The 13,979-nt window shown below is 65.2% G+C and carries 13 protein-coding genes and 1 other RNA gene; 6 read left to right on the top strand and 8 right to left on the bottom strand.

Annotated elements, in window-relative coordinates:
• Positions 1-65: 65 nt before the first annotated feature.
• Positions 66-1,724 (top strand): RNA repair transcriptional activator RtcR, encoded by a 1,659-nt coding sequence (gene rtcR, locus NFX52_RS07115; RefSeq protein WP_055399628.1) that lies wholly within the window; start codon positions 66-68, stop codon positions 1,722-1,724.
• Between the two features lie 112 nt (positions 1,725-1,836).
• Here the strand turns inward: rtcR and NFX52_RS07110 are convergent, their stop codons facing one another.
• Together NFX52_RS07110 and NFX52_RS07105 are read right to left on the bottom strand one after the other, a co-directional pair.
• On the bottom strand, positions 1,837-2,178 hold the full coding sequence (locus NFX52_RS07110; RefSeq protein WP_156358775.1) for a hypothetical protein: 342 nt from the start codon (positions 2,176-2,178) through the stop codon (positions 1,837-1,839).
• Between the two features lie 2 nt (positions 2,179-2,180).
• The gene (locus NFX52_RS07105) at positions 2,181-2,846 is read right to left on the bottom strand and encodes a peptidoglycan recognition protein family protein (RefSeq protein WP_158603839.1); all 666 of its coding nucleotides are present in this window, start codon (positions 2,844-2,846) and stop codon (positions 2,181-2,183) included.
• A 334-nt stretch (positions 2,847-3,180) separates the two neighbouring features.
• On the opposite strand from NFX52_RS07105, the gene rnpB reads away from it, so the two are divergent.
• Positions 3,181-3,520: RNase P RNA component class A (rnpB, locus tag NFX52_RS07100), an RNA gene on the top strand.
• A 110-nt stretch (positions 3,521-3,630) separates the two neighbouring features.
• Here rnpB and NFX52_RS07095 read toward each other — a convergent pair.
• The 6 genes from NFX52_RS07095 to NFX52_RS07070 form a co-directional block, all read right to left on the bottom strand.
• Positions 3,631-4,863, bottom strand: a complete 1,233-nt coding sequence (locus NFX52_RS07095; RefSeq protein ID WP_055399622.1) for a M48 family metallopeptidase — start codon at positions 4,861-4,863, stop codon at positions 3,631-3,633.
• A 2-nt stretch (positions 4,864-4,865) separates the two neighbouring features.
• Complete coding sequence (locus NFX52_RS07090) at positions 4,866-6,134, bottom strand: YjgN family protein (RefSeq protein WP_055399620.1); 1,269 nt, start codon at positions 6,132-6,134, stop codon at positions 4,866-4,868.
• Between the two features lie 253 nt (positions 6,135-6,387).
• The gene (locus NFX52_RS07085; RefSeq protein ID WP_055399618.1) at positions 6,388-7,173 is read right to left on the bottom strand and encodes an rRNA pseudouridine synthase; all 786 of its coding nucleotides are present in this window, start codon (positions 7,171-7,173) and stop codon (positions 6,388-6,390) included.
• A 172-nt stretch (positions 7,174-7,345) separates the two neighbouring features.
• Positions 7,346-9,028 carry an MBL fold metallo-hydrolase gene (locus NFX52_RS07080; protein WP_207401947.1) on the bottom strand — a complete coding sequence of 561 codons (1,683 nt, stop codon included), beginning with the start codon at positions 9,026-9,028 and terminating at the stop codon, positions 7,346-7,348.
• A gap of 95 nt (positions 9,029-9,123) precedes the next feature.
• A complete protein-coding gene (locus tag NFX52_RS07075) occupies positions 9,124-9,321 on the bottom strand; it encodes a hypothetical protein (protein ID WP_055399614.1) in 198 nt (65 codons plus the stop codon).
• A gap of 126 nt (positions 9,322-9,447) precedes the next feature.
• Entirely contained in the window at positions 9,448-10,152 is a 705-nt protein-coding gene (locus NFX52_RS07070) for a glutathione S-transferase N-terminal domain-containing protein (RefSeq protein WP_055399612.1), read from the bottom strand.
• A gap of 116 nt (positions 10,153-10,268) precedes the next feature.
• Here NFX52_RS07070 and dapF point away from each other — a divergent pair, with 116 nt between their 5' ends.
• The 4 genes from dapF (at position 10,269) to lepB (ending at position 13,723) form a co-directional block, all read left to right on the top strand.
• Entirely contained in the window at positions 10,269-11,150 is an 882-nt protein-coding gene (gene dapF, locus NFX52_RS07065; protein WP_055399610.1) for a diaminopimelate epimerase, read from the top strand.
• Entirely contained in the window at positions 11,147-11,836 is a 690-nt protein-coding gene (locus NFX52_RS07060) for a DUF484 family protein (protein ID WP_055399608.1), read from the top strand. Before dapF ends, NFX52_RS07060 begins: the two co-directional genes overlap by 4 nt.
• Before the next feature lie 45 nt (positions 11,837-11,881).
• Positions 11,882-12,859 (top strand): tyrosine recombinase XerC, encoded by a 978-nt coding sequence (locus tag NFX52_RS07055; protein ID WP_055399606.1) that lies wholly within the window; start codon positions 11,882-11,884, stop codon positions 12,857-12,859.
• 192 nt (positions 12,860-13,051) lie between these two features.
• Positions 13,052-13,723, top strand: coding sequence for a signal peptidase I (gene lepB, locus NFX52_RS07050; protein ID WP_082437504.1), 672 nt, complete (start codon positions 13,052-13,054; stop codon positions 13,721-13,723).
• Positions 13,724-13,979 lie beyond the last annotated feature (256 nt).

Below are 13,979 nucleotides of genomic sequence, written 5' to 3'. Positions count from 1 at the left end.
GATTTTTTACTTCTTAGACGAATTTGAGATAACTAGAATTAAAGCTAGCTAAATAGATAAATAGAATGCGCAAAAACAAAGTCGTGATAGGTTTCCTGGGCACCCAGCTCGATTCCGGCCGGGGCGCGGGGCGTTGGGAGAAGTGGCGCCCCACCGTATCGCTGGTGCAGCATGAGGACGTGGTGATCGAGCGGCTGGAGCTTCTCTACACGCCGCCCCACCAGGACTTGGCGCAACAGGTGCGCGTGGACATGGTGATCGCGTCCCCCGAGACCACGGTGAACCTGGTACCCCTGCCCATTGCCGACCCCTGGGACTTTGGCGAGGTGTATGCCAAGCTCTTTGATTGGGCGCGGGGCTACCGCTTTGACACCGAGCGCGAGGAGTACTGGACGCACATCACCACGGGCACCCACGTGGCGCAGATCTGCCTGTTTTTGCTGGTGGAGTCGCGCCGCATTCCGGGCGTGCTGGTGCAAACCTCACCGCCCAAGCGCCAGAAAATGGGCAACCCGGGCAGCTATGCGCTGATTGACCTGGACCTGTCGCGCTACGACGTGATCGCCCAGCGTTTTGGCGCCGAGCAGCAGGACGCGGTGCAGTTCCTCAAAAGCGGCATTGCCACGCGCAATGCACGCTTCAACGCGCTGATCGACGAGGTGGAGCGCGTGGCGGTGCGCTCGCGTGCGCCCATCCTGTTCACCGGGCCGACGGGCGCGGGCAAGTCGCATTTGGCGCGACGCATGTTTGAGCTGAAAAAGTCACGCCACCAGGTCGAAGGCGAGTTCGTGGAAGTGAACTGCGCCACGCTGCATGGCGACGGTGCAGCATCCACACTGTTCGGCCACAAGAAGGGCGCCTTCACTGGCGCGGCAGCCGACCGCGCAGGCCTGCTGCGCACGGCACACAAGGGTGTGTTGTTCCTCGACGAGATCGGCGAACTGGGCCTGGACGAGCAGGCCATGCTGCTCAAGGCCGTGGAAGAAAAACGCTTCTACCCCATGGGCAGCGACCGCGAGGTGGCCAGCGACTTCGAGCTGATCGCCGGCACCAACCGCGACCTGCGCACCGAGGTGGCGGCCGGGCGCTTTCGCGAAGACCTGTATGCGCGCATCAACCTCTGGAGCTATGTGCTGCCGGGCCTGGCGCAGCGGCCTGAAGACATTGAGCCCAACGTGGACCACCAGCTGGCCCGCGCAGGTGCCGAGCTGGGACGCAGCGTGCGCTTTTCCAACGAGGCGCGCGTGGCTTACCTGCGCTATGCCCAGTCGCCCGAGGCGCTGTGGACCGGCAACTTCCGCGACCTCTCCGCCAGTGTCACGCGCCTGGCCACGCTGGCCGACAGCGGCCGCATTGGCCTGCCCCTGGTCGAGGCCGAAATGGCCCGCCTGCGCTGGCTGTGGCAGCCCGCCAGCGATGCGCGCAACGGTTTGGCGTCTACGCCCGGCGCGTTGGGCCGCGACGATCTTGCGGCCCTGCTGGGCGAAGAAACGGTGGAAGCCATGGACCTGTTCGATCGGCTGCAACTGGCGGCCGTGCTGCAGGTGTGCAGCCAAGCTCGCACCCTTTCCGACGCAGGGCGCCTGCTGTTCCAAGTCTCGCGCACGCAGCGCACGGTGGTCAATGATGCGGATCGGCTGCGCAAGTACCTAGCGCGGTTTGGGCTGGACTGGGAGCGGTTGACTTCGGCGTCGTTCCCGTCATGGTTGGGACGACGCCATTAGACACAGCGCGTGGTCCCGCGCGGTGTTTGCCGCGCAAGCCTCGGCGGCCGCCCTACGATGGCTGGCGGGGCAGCGCCCAGCCGCGCAGCAGGGCGGTGATGCGGGAAGCGTCTCACTGCTCGCGCGCGAAATGGTGAGTCTGGCCATCCGTCCAGGTGATGATTCCTGTTCCCAGCAGGTCGAGCTGCCAGTGAAGTTGGCGTTCGCCCCGAGCGTTTACTGCGAACCCTTCCGCGTAGCAGCCAGACCAGTCACGTTGCGCGAACCCTTCTTCCGGGACGCGCTTGGCTTCGTGCAGAAAGTACGCCCTTAATTCGGCTTCACTGAAGCGCGGTGCTTCGCAGCGGTTACGTGTGCCTTCTTTGACGGCGAAACTCTGTACCCAATGAAGGTTGGATGGCTGTGCCACTGCGGACGCGCAGACCCAACAAGACAAGAGGGTGATCAGCGCCACCCTCATTGGAACACCAGGCTCTTGGCCTCATCGGCCTGTTTGTAAGAGATGTCGGAGTGACGGTAAACGTCCGTTTGCAAGTCCAGCCCGTAGTGGCTACCCAATGCCTGCGTCAGCCATTTCAGCGATTCCGTCTGCTCTGCCGTGGGACGTTCGAACAGTTTTGTCTTCGGGTCGAACTTGGCTACCACTTCAATGGCCACGGAGTCACCGTTGGTGGGATATCGATCGGGGTAGGCCTTGGCCTGCTCCCGGGTGTTGAGCGCTTTGACTTTGGCGCCGTAGCTTGCAGACGAGTTCATGAGCGTGTCGATCGCCGTTTTCTCTTCTTTGCTGCAGGTTCGGCTGTCATCGCATCGGGAGCGGATTTTTCCGACGCTGTAGACGCTCTGGTCCAGTCGCGCAGTTTGGTAAATGGTGCCGTCTTTTTCGATGTAGAAGTGCGCGCCGATCCCGTCGGTCTTGGCGTGTTCTAGATTCATGGTGCTGCTGTCGGTTTGGTGCAGCACGATGGCATCGACCCTGGTCATGGCGCCGTGTTCCAGTGCCGCAACGCGCTTATCGACTACGCGTGGGTCGACGATAAAGCCGTCCTTGATGATCAAATCTTCATTGACCCCGTGGCCACCCGGAACTCCTCCCGCATGGGTCGTTGCAGTCACGTTCATCGGCATTCCTCCTGATGTTGCTGTGGTAAACGGTGCGGGGCCAGTGTGCCCATTGAGAACCCGTGGCGCCATATGTGTGATTACCAGTGAGACAGTGTTTCTGGTTTCATCCTGTAAGTAGTCATTGCGCGGCCTGTCACGATCTAGGCCCCGTTTTCAATGGCTGCTTACCGTTTATGCATGCAAAGCCGGAAAGCGACTCAGGCAAGTCGACAAGTGGCCACCCGCCTACCGAGGCGCACTAAGTGGATTTTTGAGACAGGTGCAGCTGGCGGATGGCGCAGCGCAGTGCGCAGTGCGCTGTGGCCCGGGGCGATGCGATAATCGACAGCGTGAAGCGCGCCAGACCGCCGCTGGTGCAATCTGGGAAACCAGGCACTGGAGGAACGTCCGGACTGCACAGGACAGCGTAGCAGCTAACGGCTGCCCACCGTGAGGTGAGGATCAGAGCAACAGAGACGAGTCCCGGGGGAGTGCCGCAAGGCAAACCACCGGGGGTGAAACGGGCAATCTCTACGCGCAGCAATACCAAGTAGGCCAACGTTGATGTGGTTCCGCAGAGTTGGCGGGTAGGTAGCACCGAGCCGTGGTGGCGACACCCGGCCCAGATTAATGGCGGTCACACTGCGGGCAACCGTGGTGCACAGAATCCGGCTTATCGGCGCGCTTCACACTTTATTTCCCATCCCCGGTTTCCCCACCGCGGTTCCCAGGCCCTTCGCGCCTCAAGCTCTGCCGATGGCGGGAATAAGCCGGCCTTGCCCAGCAAGGGGCGGGGGCTGGCTCAGTTTTTCGTGCAATGGGGCGCATGCCCCTTTTCCAGCTCGCTGGCTCGCGCCACGGTGTCGGGGTGGCTGCTGAGCAGCGACCACACGGGATGCGAGGCCATCTCTTCTGCCGTCTTGCGCTGGCGCGCGCGTTCGGGGCTGCTGGCGCCGGGGTCTGCCTTGGGTGCAGCCGTCTTGTCCTGGCCTGCTTTCTCTTGTTCTTTCTTCTTGTTTTCTTCTTCTTCCTCTTCGTCGTGGGCAATGGCCAGCAGCAGCTTGCCCATGGGCGCCGTGGGCAGGGCCGTGTGGTTCATGAGGGCGATGGCGTAGCAGTCAGCTTCGCGTTCGTGGCTGCGGCTGTAGGCCAGGCCGGTGAGCACCGATGCGCCTGTGGACACCACCGTCGACACGTCCCCGAGCGCCAGGCCCAGGCCCATGTTGAGCACGCCTTGTTCCACCACCATGCGCGTGGTGTGGCGGTACACCACATGGCCGATCTCGTGGGCCAGCACGCCCACCAGGGCGTCGTCGGGCAGGCCCTGGTCGGTGGCTGTTTTCACGATGCCGTCGGTCATCACGATCTTGCCGCCGGGCAGGGCAAACGCATTGGCGCCCATGCCTGATCGGAACTCCAGCGACAGCGGCGGACGGTAGTCGGGGTAGCGGTGCATGGTTGTGGGCGTCTGCTGCACCAGGGCGTCAAAGCGGGCCTTGAGCTGCTCCTGCCGCTCCTTGGGGAGCTTGCTGGGCTTCAAGGTGCCGTCGTCCATCTGCTTGAGCACGTTCTCGGCCACGCTGGTTTCCCAGCCCAGGGGCACAAAGCGGGTGAGCTGTGTGGCTGCCCAGGGCGTGCCATAGCGGTAGAACAGCGTGAGGCCGATGACGGCGGCGGCTGTCACACCCAGCAGCACGGGCCAGCGGGTCTGCATGCGCTGGGCCAGGCCGGGGCGTTCGCCAGCGGCTGCGAGGGCGGCACGCCAGTCGCTCACGGCATCGATCTCCAGGCTGCCGTGGTCCCGCAGGTCCACGACCACCCGGGGCTGGGGCTTGTGTTCGTTCCAGGCCTCTGGCCAGCCCACGTCCTTCCAGGCGAACACGACCGGCTCGGCGCCCGGCTGAGAGAGCGGGTGGAGCACCAGCGACGGGCCCTGCGGCGTGGGCCGCAGGCTCACCATCACGGGGCGGGCTCTGCTGCTCTGGCCGTCGAACCAGCGTCCTTGGAGCAGGTCTGTGTTCACGGGGGCGGGCATGCTCAACCGATGAGGTCCAGGCCAGCCGCATCGGCCAGCGCATCGCCCAGGCCGCCCTGTTGCTGGCGCACCATGGCGCCCGCCACCTGTTCCACGCCGCCCTTGACGTGCAGGGTGACGGATTCGCATTTCATGCGGTATTCACTCACCCGCGCAAACGGGCGGTAGAGGCCGAGCGTGAGCAGGGTGAGCAGCATGTTCTTGATGCGCAGCCCCACGTAGCTGCTGCTCTTGAGATGGCACTTGAACCGTGCCACATGGCTCACGCCGATGTTGTTCCACATGAGCTGGAACATGCGCGCCTCCCGGTAGGCGCGGGCGGGGGCCGAAGCCAAGATCAGCATGAAGATGCCCGCGATGATGGACACGATGATCACCAGAATCATCCACAGGCCCATGCGGCTGCTCTGACCGGCGAACAGGGCGATGGAGCTGCCCGCCAGCACGCCAATCAACACCGAGAACCCCACCACGGTCAGCACGAAAACGGCTACCGTGGCCAGCCACACCTTGACGAAATCCATGTACACCGGCTTCCAGCGGCCTTTTTCGGCGCCTACCTGGGCCTTGAGCACCAGCAGGCTCTTGTAGTTGTATTCCAGGCGGATGAAGCACAGCACGGTCAGCACCAGGCCCAGCAGCAGCAGGGCGCCCATGGCCGGGGTGAACGAAGGCATCTTGGGGTTGGCGGCTTCGTCCTCCACCTCCTGCAAGACGTCGGCCAGTTCGGGCGAGAGGATCTGCATGCCAAAAAACACGCCAAACCACACCAATGCCAGCGCAAACAGGGGCCAGCTCGCGAGGTAGACCTCTTTCCAGTGGGCGGTGAACTGCAGGCGCAGGCCGCGCCAGCGCGTGGCGCCCAGCCGAAAGCGCATGGCACTGCCCCAGATCAGCGGCGAGAGCACGGCGCCCGTCAGCAGCAAGACGCCCACGGCAGCATCCTGCCCCGTGTTGGCCGCGATGTTGTAGGCCAGGGTGATGAGCATCAGCAGCACGAAGCCCATCACCATCTTGCGCTGCTGCGCAGTGAATTCGAGCGGGCTGCCCGCCACCAGCGTGTGGCTGTAGAAGTACTGCGCCGTGCGGCGCCGGGCCCAGGGGGTGTAGATGCCCAGCGTGACGATGGACAGCAGCACGTTGACGATCCACACCCGAAAGTATTCGCCCCCGCTGCCCGTGAACTCCATCGGGTGTGCATCGATGTTCTGCGGCATGAACGTAGACATCGGCCCCGCAGCGCTGTCTCTGTCTGATGAAACTTGGCTCATGAACTCCCTCCTGTTTGCCGCGCAGTGTAGCAGCGGTCAGTGGAAGAAAAATTTATGCCAAATTGGCCTCTGGCGCTTTTCCATCAAGCGTGAGTAGCTATATTTTTAGTAGCTGACTGGTGCAGCGATGTCTCTGCCGGCTCTGTTGTCAGCAGCTGGCGCGTCATCACCAGCGCACCCGTGGAACTGGCTTTGCCAGGCCACCGGGTGGGTCCCCCTCAGGGGGATGGCGCCGAAGGCGACTCAGGGGGAGTCAGAACTTCTCCCAAGGCTGCAAATACCGCCACTGCCCTTCAGGCACCTTCGCCAGCGGCACGCGGCCGATGCGGATGCGCTTCAAGGCCACCACGGCCAGGCCCACGGCCTCGCACATGGCCGGGATCTGGCCGGGGCGGATGCCCTTGAGGGCAAAGCGCAGCTTGGTCTCGTTTTGCCAGCTCACCTTGATGGGCGGCAGCGGGCGGCCGTTGAACGAGAGGCCGTGGCACAGGCGCTGCAGCCCGTTCGGTGCAATGTCGCCTTTCACCTCCACGATGCACTCCTGCTCCAGCGACTCGATGTCTTCCGCCAGCTTGCGCGCGATGCGCTTGTCCTGCGTGTAGACCACCAAGCCACTGGCCTCGGTGGGCAGCGGGGTGAAACATTCCAGCTGCTTGAAGTGGCGCTGCAGCACACGGATGCCTGAGGCGTCCTCAGGCAGGTGGGATGCCGGGCCCAGCAGGGTGGTGGCCGCAGTGGCGCCCTGGCTGCGGCTGGCATGGGCCGCCTGCCCGGCGGGCAGACCCAGGCCCGCTTCAAACCCCACTGGCTTATGTAGCAGCAAGGTCACCGGGGTCAACTCCAGCAGGCTGGCGTCTGGCGCCACCGTCACGGCTTGGTCGGGGCGCACGCGTGCGCCGGGGGCTTCCACCACCTGGCCGTCCACGCTCACAAAGCCGCCTTCGACGAACTGCTCGGCCGTGCTGCGCGAGCAGTTCAGTTGGTCGGCCACACGCTTGGCCAGGCGGATGTGGGAGGGGTCGGGGTTCTTGTCGGTCATGGGGTGAGGAAGGTAGGCATTCGCCTATGGGAATCGAAGGGACAAATGCGTGATTGTCGGCGGTGCCTTCAATACGGGTGCTGCCGCATGCCAGTGCCTTGGTGGAACCGGCTTTGCCGGGCCACTGGTGGCGTCCCCCTGAGGGGGAAGGCGCGTAGCGACTCAGGGGGCATCAATTGTTCCCGGGCTGTTGTGCTCGAATGCGCTCCACATGCGCCAGGAGCGAGCGCTGCGCAACGGGCCACATGCGCGGCGGCACGTCGGCGTAGGCGTGCCGCACCCAGTCTTCCATGCTGCCCTGGGGCAGCGCCTGCATGGCGGCCAGCACCTTGGCCTCGCGTGCCAGGCGGTGGGACTTGAGCTTGGCGATGGCGCCACGGGCATTGCCCAGAACATAACCGTGCGCAGGCAGGATGAACTCCACGCCATGCTCGGCGCACACGGCGTCGAGCTTGTCCAGCGAATCGAGGTAGTCGGCCATGTTGCCGTCAGGTGGGTCCACCACCGTGGTGCTGCCGTTCAGGATATGGTCGCCGCTGAAGAGCAGGGCGTCTTCCACCAGCAGCAGGCACAGGTGGTTGGCGGCGTGGCCCGGGGTGTGGATCACCTGCAAAGTATGGGTAATATTGCCCTCTGGCGCTTGTCCATCAAGCGCGAGTAGCTCATTATTTTGTAGCGATCTGTCGGGTGTGAATGTGCTGGCCGTGCGCGCGGTGGGCGCCGAGGGCAGGCCCAGGATGGGGGGCCGGGCTTTGCCCGCCTGCACACACAGTGCCTGCAGCGGCGCGGCGCCCGGCGAGTGGTCGGGGTGCGAATGGGTGCACACGATCATGCGGATGTCACCGCCCGCCGCGCGCCAGAGCTTGTCCAGGTGTTCGGGGTCTGCCGGGCCGGGGTCGATGGCGATGTAGCCCGTGGCGGGGTCGCCCACCAGGTAGCTGTTGGTGCCGGGGCCGGTCATCACGCCGGGGTTGGGGGCGGTCAACCGGTGTACGTTGCGCAGCAGCGGCACGGGGCGCTCGGTTTGCCAGTCCAGCGGGTGCACGATCTGGCCGTCGGGGCACACCAGGGCCAGCTCGCCGTAGGGCATGTCGCTTTCCATGTACCGCGCTTCCTTGCCCGCCAGCGTGCCCGCGCGCGGGCAGCTGGTCCACAGGGGCAGCTCGTGGGCCAGTGCATCAAACACGGCCTGGGTGGTGGCAAACGTGGCCAGCCGCTGCAGTGTGCGGATGGTCGGAAAGATCATGAAGAACTGCCCCGCCTCATGCCGTGCCAGCGCATCGGCCGGGCGCACCCAGACGGGCTCGAACTGCTCGGCCTCGTCAGCCACAGGCTCCTGGCCCTCGGGCATGCGGGCGACGAGAAATGGCACGTCGAAGCGGCGCGGCAGGTCGCGGTCGGTGATCCAGTGGGCCAGCATGAAAACGCTGTCGGCCGCCAGCCGCAGGCCGCGCGCGGTGCATTGCGCCACAAAGGGCTGGTGGCGGTCGATGGCGGCGATGTCCTGCGCATCGGCCATCAACCCCTTGCGGGGGCCGTCGGCATGGCGGGCCAGCAGCACACCCAGTTCTTCAAAACTCTCACGGATGGCGGCGATGGCCTGGGTGAGGTGCAGGTCGCTTTGGGTGGGGCGGCGGTCGGCGGCGGTGTGCGATTGCGCATCCAGCGCATCGATGCCCCCGCCCGGGAACACATAGGCACCCGGTGCAAAGCTGGCCTTGTCGGAGCGCCGGGTCATGAGGACTTCGATGCCTCCCGCATTGACGGGTGCATCGCGCAGCAGCAGCACAGTGGCGGCCAGGCGGGTGGCTACAGGTTCGCGGTAGGGGTGCAGTTGTTGGCTGGTGCGGGGCATCGGGCCATTATCGAGGGGAGGCGCGCCGTGTGCACACGTCCCACTTCGGTACGGCCCATGGGCCGTACTACGGCGGGTGTGCTGGGTTTGACCACTCAGCGCAACGCCCGCAGCTGCTGCAGGCGCAGCAGCACCGCATCAATGACGGCGTTGGCGCCTTCCACGTCGCAGCTCCACAGCATCTCCAGCAGCTCGATCAATGCGATGGCGTTGGTCTCCTGCAGTGCCGCCTGGGCAGCTGCCTGAAGGTTGTGCGCGCCCAGATCGTCCAGAACGTTGACGGTTAATCCCATGAGGTACTCCCTGTTTTTTTAAGGAGGTCCATCGTAGGTGCGCGGCGGCCGTGCGGCGGGCTGGCCGGCATGATCAATATCAAGGGCGGGCGAGAAAGAAAGCGCCAGCGCGCACCATCTCCTCGCTCAGCCGCGTGCCGGAATTGCCAGACCCCTGACCACCGCAGGGCGTGCCACAAACACGTCCAGCACGCGCTGCACGTCGGTGAACTGGCCAAACTCCACCAGGTCGCCCGCGCCGTAGAAACCAATCAGGTTGCGCACCCAGGGCAGGATGGCGATGTCGGCAATGGTGTACTGGTCGCCCATCACCCACTGGCGGCCTGCCAGGCGCTGGTTCAGCACGCCCAGCAGGCGTTTGGATTCGGCCACATAGCGGTCGCGCGGGCGCTTGTCTTCATAGTCCTTGCCCGCAAACTTGTGGAAGAAGCCGAGCTGGCCGAACATCGGGCCCAGGCCGCCCATCTGCCACATCACCCACTGGATGGTTTCGTAGCGCGCAGCGGCCTCCTGCGGGATCAGCTGGCCGGTTTTCTCGGCCAGGTACAACAGGATGGCGCCGGATTCGAACAGCGCCAGCGGCTCGCCACCCGGGCCATTCGGGTCGAGGATGGCGGGGATCTTGTTGTTGGGGTTGAGCGACAGGAACTCGGGCGAAGTCTGGTCGTTGGTGTCAAAGCTCACCAGGTGGGGTTCATACGGCAGGCCCAGCTCTTCGAGCGCAATCGACACCTTCACGCCGTTGGGCGTGGGCAGCGAATACAGCTGGAGGCGGTCGGGGTGCTGGGCGGGCCATTTGTGGGTGATGGCGAAGGCGGAAAGATCGGGCATCAAAGAGTCCTTGGCGGGAGGCGGCCAGAGCGGCGCCCAAAGAGCGCAAGCCTAATGGGGCCGTGAAACCGGCGCTGCCTGAGGTTATTGGAGGCCCACCGACGATAATCTGGCGGATGCAGATTCGCTTCACCAAAATGCAGGGCGCGGGCAACGATTTCGTGGTGCTCGACGAAACCCAGGGCCGCCTGGGGCTCAGCACCGCCCAATACCGTTTTCTGGCCGACCGCCACTTCGGCGTGGGGGCCGACCAGATCCTCACCGTGCGTCCTTCGCCCGCTGACGGTATCGACTTCGAATACGTGATCCACAACGCCGATGGCGGAGAGGTGGAGCAGTGTGGCAACGGCGCCCGCTGCTTTGCGCGCTTTGTGCACGACAAAGGCCTGTCGGGCAAAGACACCCTGCGGGTGCAGACCCAAAGCGGCGTGATTGCCCCCCGTCTCACGCCCGATGGCCGTGTCACCGTGGACATGGGCCGCCCGCAGTTCGATCCCGCGCAGGTACCGTTCGATGCCAGCGGCCTGAGCCCTGTAGAGCAAGGGTCAGGGCAAAAATGGCCTCTAGCGCTGGATGATAAAGCGCTAGTGGCTACTGTTTTGATAGCGGTGGTCTCCATGGGCAACCCCCACGCCGTACAACTGGTGGACAACGTGGACACCGCCCCCGTCGCCGAAGCGGGCCCTTTGATCGAGCGCCACGCGCGTTTTCCGCAGCGCGTGAATGCAGGCTTTTTGCAGATCGTGGACCGCACCCATGTGCGGCTGCGCGTGTTCGAGCGCGGCGCTGGCGAAACCCTGGCCTGCGGCACGGGCGCCTGCGCCGCCGTGTCGGCCGGCATCCGCCTCGGCCTGCTCGATAACGAGGTGCATGTGGACACGCGCGGCGGCCGCCTCACCATCGCCTGGAGCGGTGCCGACACCGATTCCGTTTTCATGACAGGCCCCGCCACCACGGTGTTCGAAGGCCAGATCGACATTCCTGACACCCTCCTATGACGTCCCACATCCCACCGATCACCGAAGACGACATCGCCCAGTTCCTCACCAACACGCCGGGCTTTTTCGAACGCCATGCCGAGGTGCTGGCCAGCGTGCAGATCACCAGCCCCCACGGCGCGCGCGCCGTGAGCTTGCAGGAGCGACAGGCTGAAATGCTGCGAGAGAAGATCAAGGGCCTGGAGCAGCGCATCATGGAAATGGTGCGTAACAGCACCGAAAACGCTGCCATTGCCAACAAGGTCCACCAATGGACCGGCAGCCTGCTGCAGGTGCGCGACCCGTTCGACCTGCCCCAGGCTGTGGTGGATGGTGTGCGCACCCTTTTCGACGTGCCCCAGGCGGCGGTCCGCGTGTGGGAGGTGGCTGCGCCGTACATCGACGCCGACTTCACCCAGGGCGCCAGCGAAGACGCTCGCGCGTTCGCCTCGTCGCTCACCATGCCGTTCTGCGGCCCCAACCTGGGTTTCGAGCCCGCCGCCTGGCTGGCCAACGAGGCGGGCGAGCCCGCCCAGTCGCTGGCCCTGCTGCCGCTGCGCGCAGGCGCCATCGACAGCGCCACGCCCGCCTTTGGCCTGCTGGTGCTGGGCTCGCAAGACCCGCAGCGTTTTGATGCCACGATGGGCACCGAATTTCTGTCGCGCATGGCAGAACTCGCCAGCGCCGCATTGCTTCGTCTGAAGTAGCCAGACGGCCAGCGGTCACTCTGCGGCGGCTCAGCCACGGTCACCATGTCTGACACGCCCACTGCGCCCACCACGCTCGACCCCCACGTCCTGCGCTACCTGGAGCACGTGCGCGTCGAAAAGCGGCTGGCAGCGCGCACGCTCACGCTCTACGCGCTGGACCTTGAAAAGCTCGCGCAGTTTGCGGCGGCGGTCAGCGTGCCGCTGCTGCAGCTGCAGACCGCACACATCCGCCGTTTTGTCGCGCAGATGCACAGCGGCGGGCGCAGCGGGCGCGGCATTGCGCTCATCCTCTCGGGCTGGCGCGGCTTTTTCATCTGGGCTGGGCGGCAGGGGCTGATTCCGCACAACCCGGTGCAGGACGTGCGCGGCCCCAAGGCGCCCAAGCCACTGCCCAAGGCGCTGGGCGTGGACGATGCCGTCCGGCTGGCCGAATTCGACAACACCGGCGCCGACCCCTGGCTGGAGGCGCGCGATGCTGCGATGGTCGAGCTGCTCTACGGCTGCGGCCTGCGCGTGGGTGAACTCGCGGGGCTCGACGCCATCCCCAATGCCGACACCCAGCGCCAGGGCCGGGGCTGGGTCGATCTGCAAGCGGGTGAGGCCCATGTGTTCGGCAAGGGCAGCAAGCGCCGCAGCGTGCCCGTAGGGCGCGCGGCCACCGCAGCGCTGCAGGCTTGGCTGCTACTGCGGGCCACTCCCTTCGGCGGTGAAGGATCGGCGCGGCTGGATACGGCACTGTTCGTCGGCCAGCGCGGCAAGCGGCTCACGGCACAGTCGATCTGGTTGCGCCTGCGCCAGCGCAGCCAGCAGGCGGGTTTGACCACGCCGGTGCACCCGCACATGCTGCGCCACTCATTTGCCAGCCACCTGCTGCAAAGCAGCGGCGACCTGCGTGCGGTGCAGGAGCTGCTGGGCCACGCCAACATCACGACCACGCAGGTCTACACGCGCCTTGATTTTCAGCACCTGGCCAAGGTGTATGACGCGGCGCATCCTCGGGCTAGAAAAAAGCCCCCCTGAGCGGCTGCGCTGCTTCCCCCAAGGGGGACGCACCTGGTGGCCCGGCAAAGCCGGTTCCACGGGTGCACTGGAATTGGCTGCGCTCAAAGCAAGCGTTGGGGGAGATCCGCAATGGCCTGTCTCACGGAACCAAGTTGCAACAGGGCGCATCCGAGCAGAGCGCTTGCTTTGAAGCTACTTGGAGTTGTCGTCATGCTGCTGAAATGGATCAAATCGAACCGTGGGTTCATTGTGTTGCTGCTGTGCTTCGGCATCTTTCGCACGGCGGTGGCGGACTGGAATCCGATTCCTTCGGGGTCCATGCGGCCCACGCTGCTCGAAGGCGACGTCGTTTTTGTCAACCGCCTGGCCTACGATCTGAAGCTGCCGCTGACCGATGTGGTGCTCGTCCGCCTGGGCGAGCCCGCGCGGGGCGATGTGGTCACCTTCTCGTCGCCGCGCGATGGCACGCGGCTCATCAAGCGCATTGCGGCGTTGCCCGGCGACACTGTGGAAATGCGCGACGAGGTGCTGTACCTCAACGGCGAGGCGGCGCGCTATGACGCGCCCGAGGCGGTGACCGAAACCCTGCTGGAATGGGGCGCCCAGGTGCCCGCCACCCGCTGGACGGAGCACCTGCAGGGCCACGAGCGCCGTGTGCAGTGGCTGCAGGGCGTGACCGCGCACCGCAGCTTCGGCCCGGTGACGGTGCCCGAGGGCGAATACCTGGTGCTGGGCGACAACCGCGACAACAGCGCCGACTCACGCTACATCGGGTTTGTGCCGCGCCACTTGCTCATCGGCCAGGCGCGCCGGGTGCTGGTGTCGGCCGACATCCTTGCCAACTGGGCCCCGCGCCTGGGGCGTTTCGGTCACGCGCTTTGATTCGGCGTGAGCGCTGAACCGCGTTGTGCGGTGGGCGCTGAGAGGCATCGTGGCCACGTCCGCGACTCGGGAAACGCTTCACTTTCGCCTTGATTGGTCGCATGCAAGCATGGGGTTGAGCTCGCTGGAGGCGTGAGGGACGGGGCTGCTGACCCCGCATTCAGAGGGAGTCACTCTGGAGCTTGCGGCCGCCGCAGGTAGCAGATTGTCAACAAATGTTGCATTTCGGTGGCGCTTGTCGCTTTGCGTAACAGCC

Origin of the sequence: Acidovorax facilis (assembly GCF_023913775.1) — a bacterium.
GTDB lineage: Bacteria > Pseudomonadota > Gammaproteobacteria > Burkholderiales > Burkholderiaceae_C > Acidovorax > Acidovorax facilis.
Note: the sequence above shows the minus strand (reverse complement) of the source record. Positions and strands in the feature narration are given on the sequence as shown.

Excerpts from the sequence above, each read along its gene's own strand:
- rtcR (WP_055399628.1), top strand. The coding sequence starts at position 66 with ATGCGCAAAAACAAAGTCGTGATAGGTTTCCTGGGCACCCAGCTCGAT.
- NFX52_RS07105 (WP_158603839.1), bottom strand. The coding sequence starts at position 2,846 with ATGAACGTGACTGCAACGACCCATGCGGGAGGAGTTCCGGGTGGCCAC.
- NFX52_RS07095 (WP_055399622.1), bottom strand. The coding sequence starts at position 4,863 with ATGCCCGCCCCCGTGAACACAGACCTGCTCCAAGGACGCTGGTTCGAC.
- NFX52_RS07090 (WP_055399620.1), bottom strand. The coding sequence starts at position 6,134 with ATGAGCCAAGTTTCATCAGACAGAGACAGCGCTGCGGGGCCGATGTCT.
- NFX52_RS07085 (WP_055399618.1), bottom strand. The coding sequence starts at position 7,173 with ATGACCGACAAGAACCCCGACCCCTCCCACATCCGCCTGGCCAAGCGT.
- NFX52_RS07080 (WP_207401947.1), bottom strand. The coding sequence starts at position 9,028 with ATGCCCCGCACCAGCCAACAACTGCACCCCTACCGCGAACCTGTAGCC.
- NFX52_RS07075 (WP_055399614.1), bottom strand. The coding sequence starts at position 9,321 with ATGGGATTAACCGTCAACGTTCTGGACGATCTGGGCGCGCACAACCTT.
- NFX52_RS07070 (WP_055399612.1), bottom strand. The coding sequence starts at position 10,152 with ATGCCCGATCTTTCCGCCTTCGCCATCACCCACAAATGGCCCGCCCAG.
- dapF (WP_055399610.1), top strand. The coding sequence starts at position 10,269 with ATGCAGATTCGCTTCACCAAAATGCAGGGCGCGGGCAACGATTTCGTG.
- NFX52_RS07060 (WP_055399608.1), top strand. The coding sequence starts at position 11,147 with ATGACGTCCCACATCCCACCGATCACCGAAGACGACATCGCCCAGTTC.
- NFX52_RS07055 (WP_055399606.1), top strand. The coding sequence starts at position 11,882 with ATGTCTGACACGCCCACTGCGCCCACCACGCTCGACCCCCACGTCCTG.
- lepB (WP_082437504.1), top strand. The coding sequence starts at position 13,052 with ATGCTGCTGAAATGGATCAAATCGAACCGTGGGTTCATTGTGTTGCTG.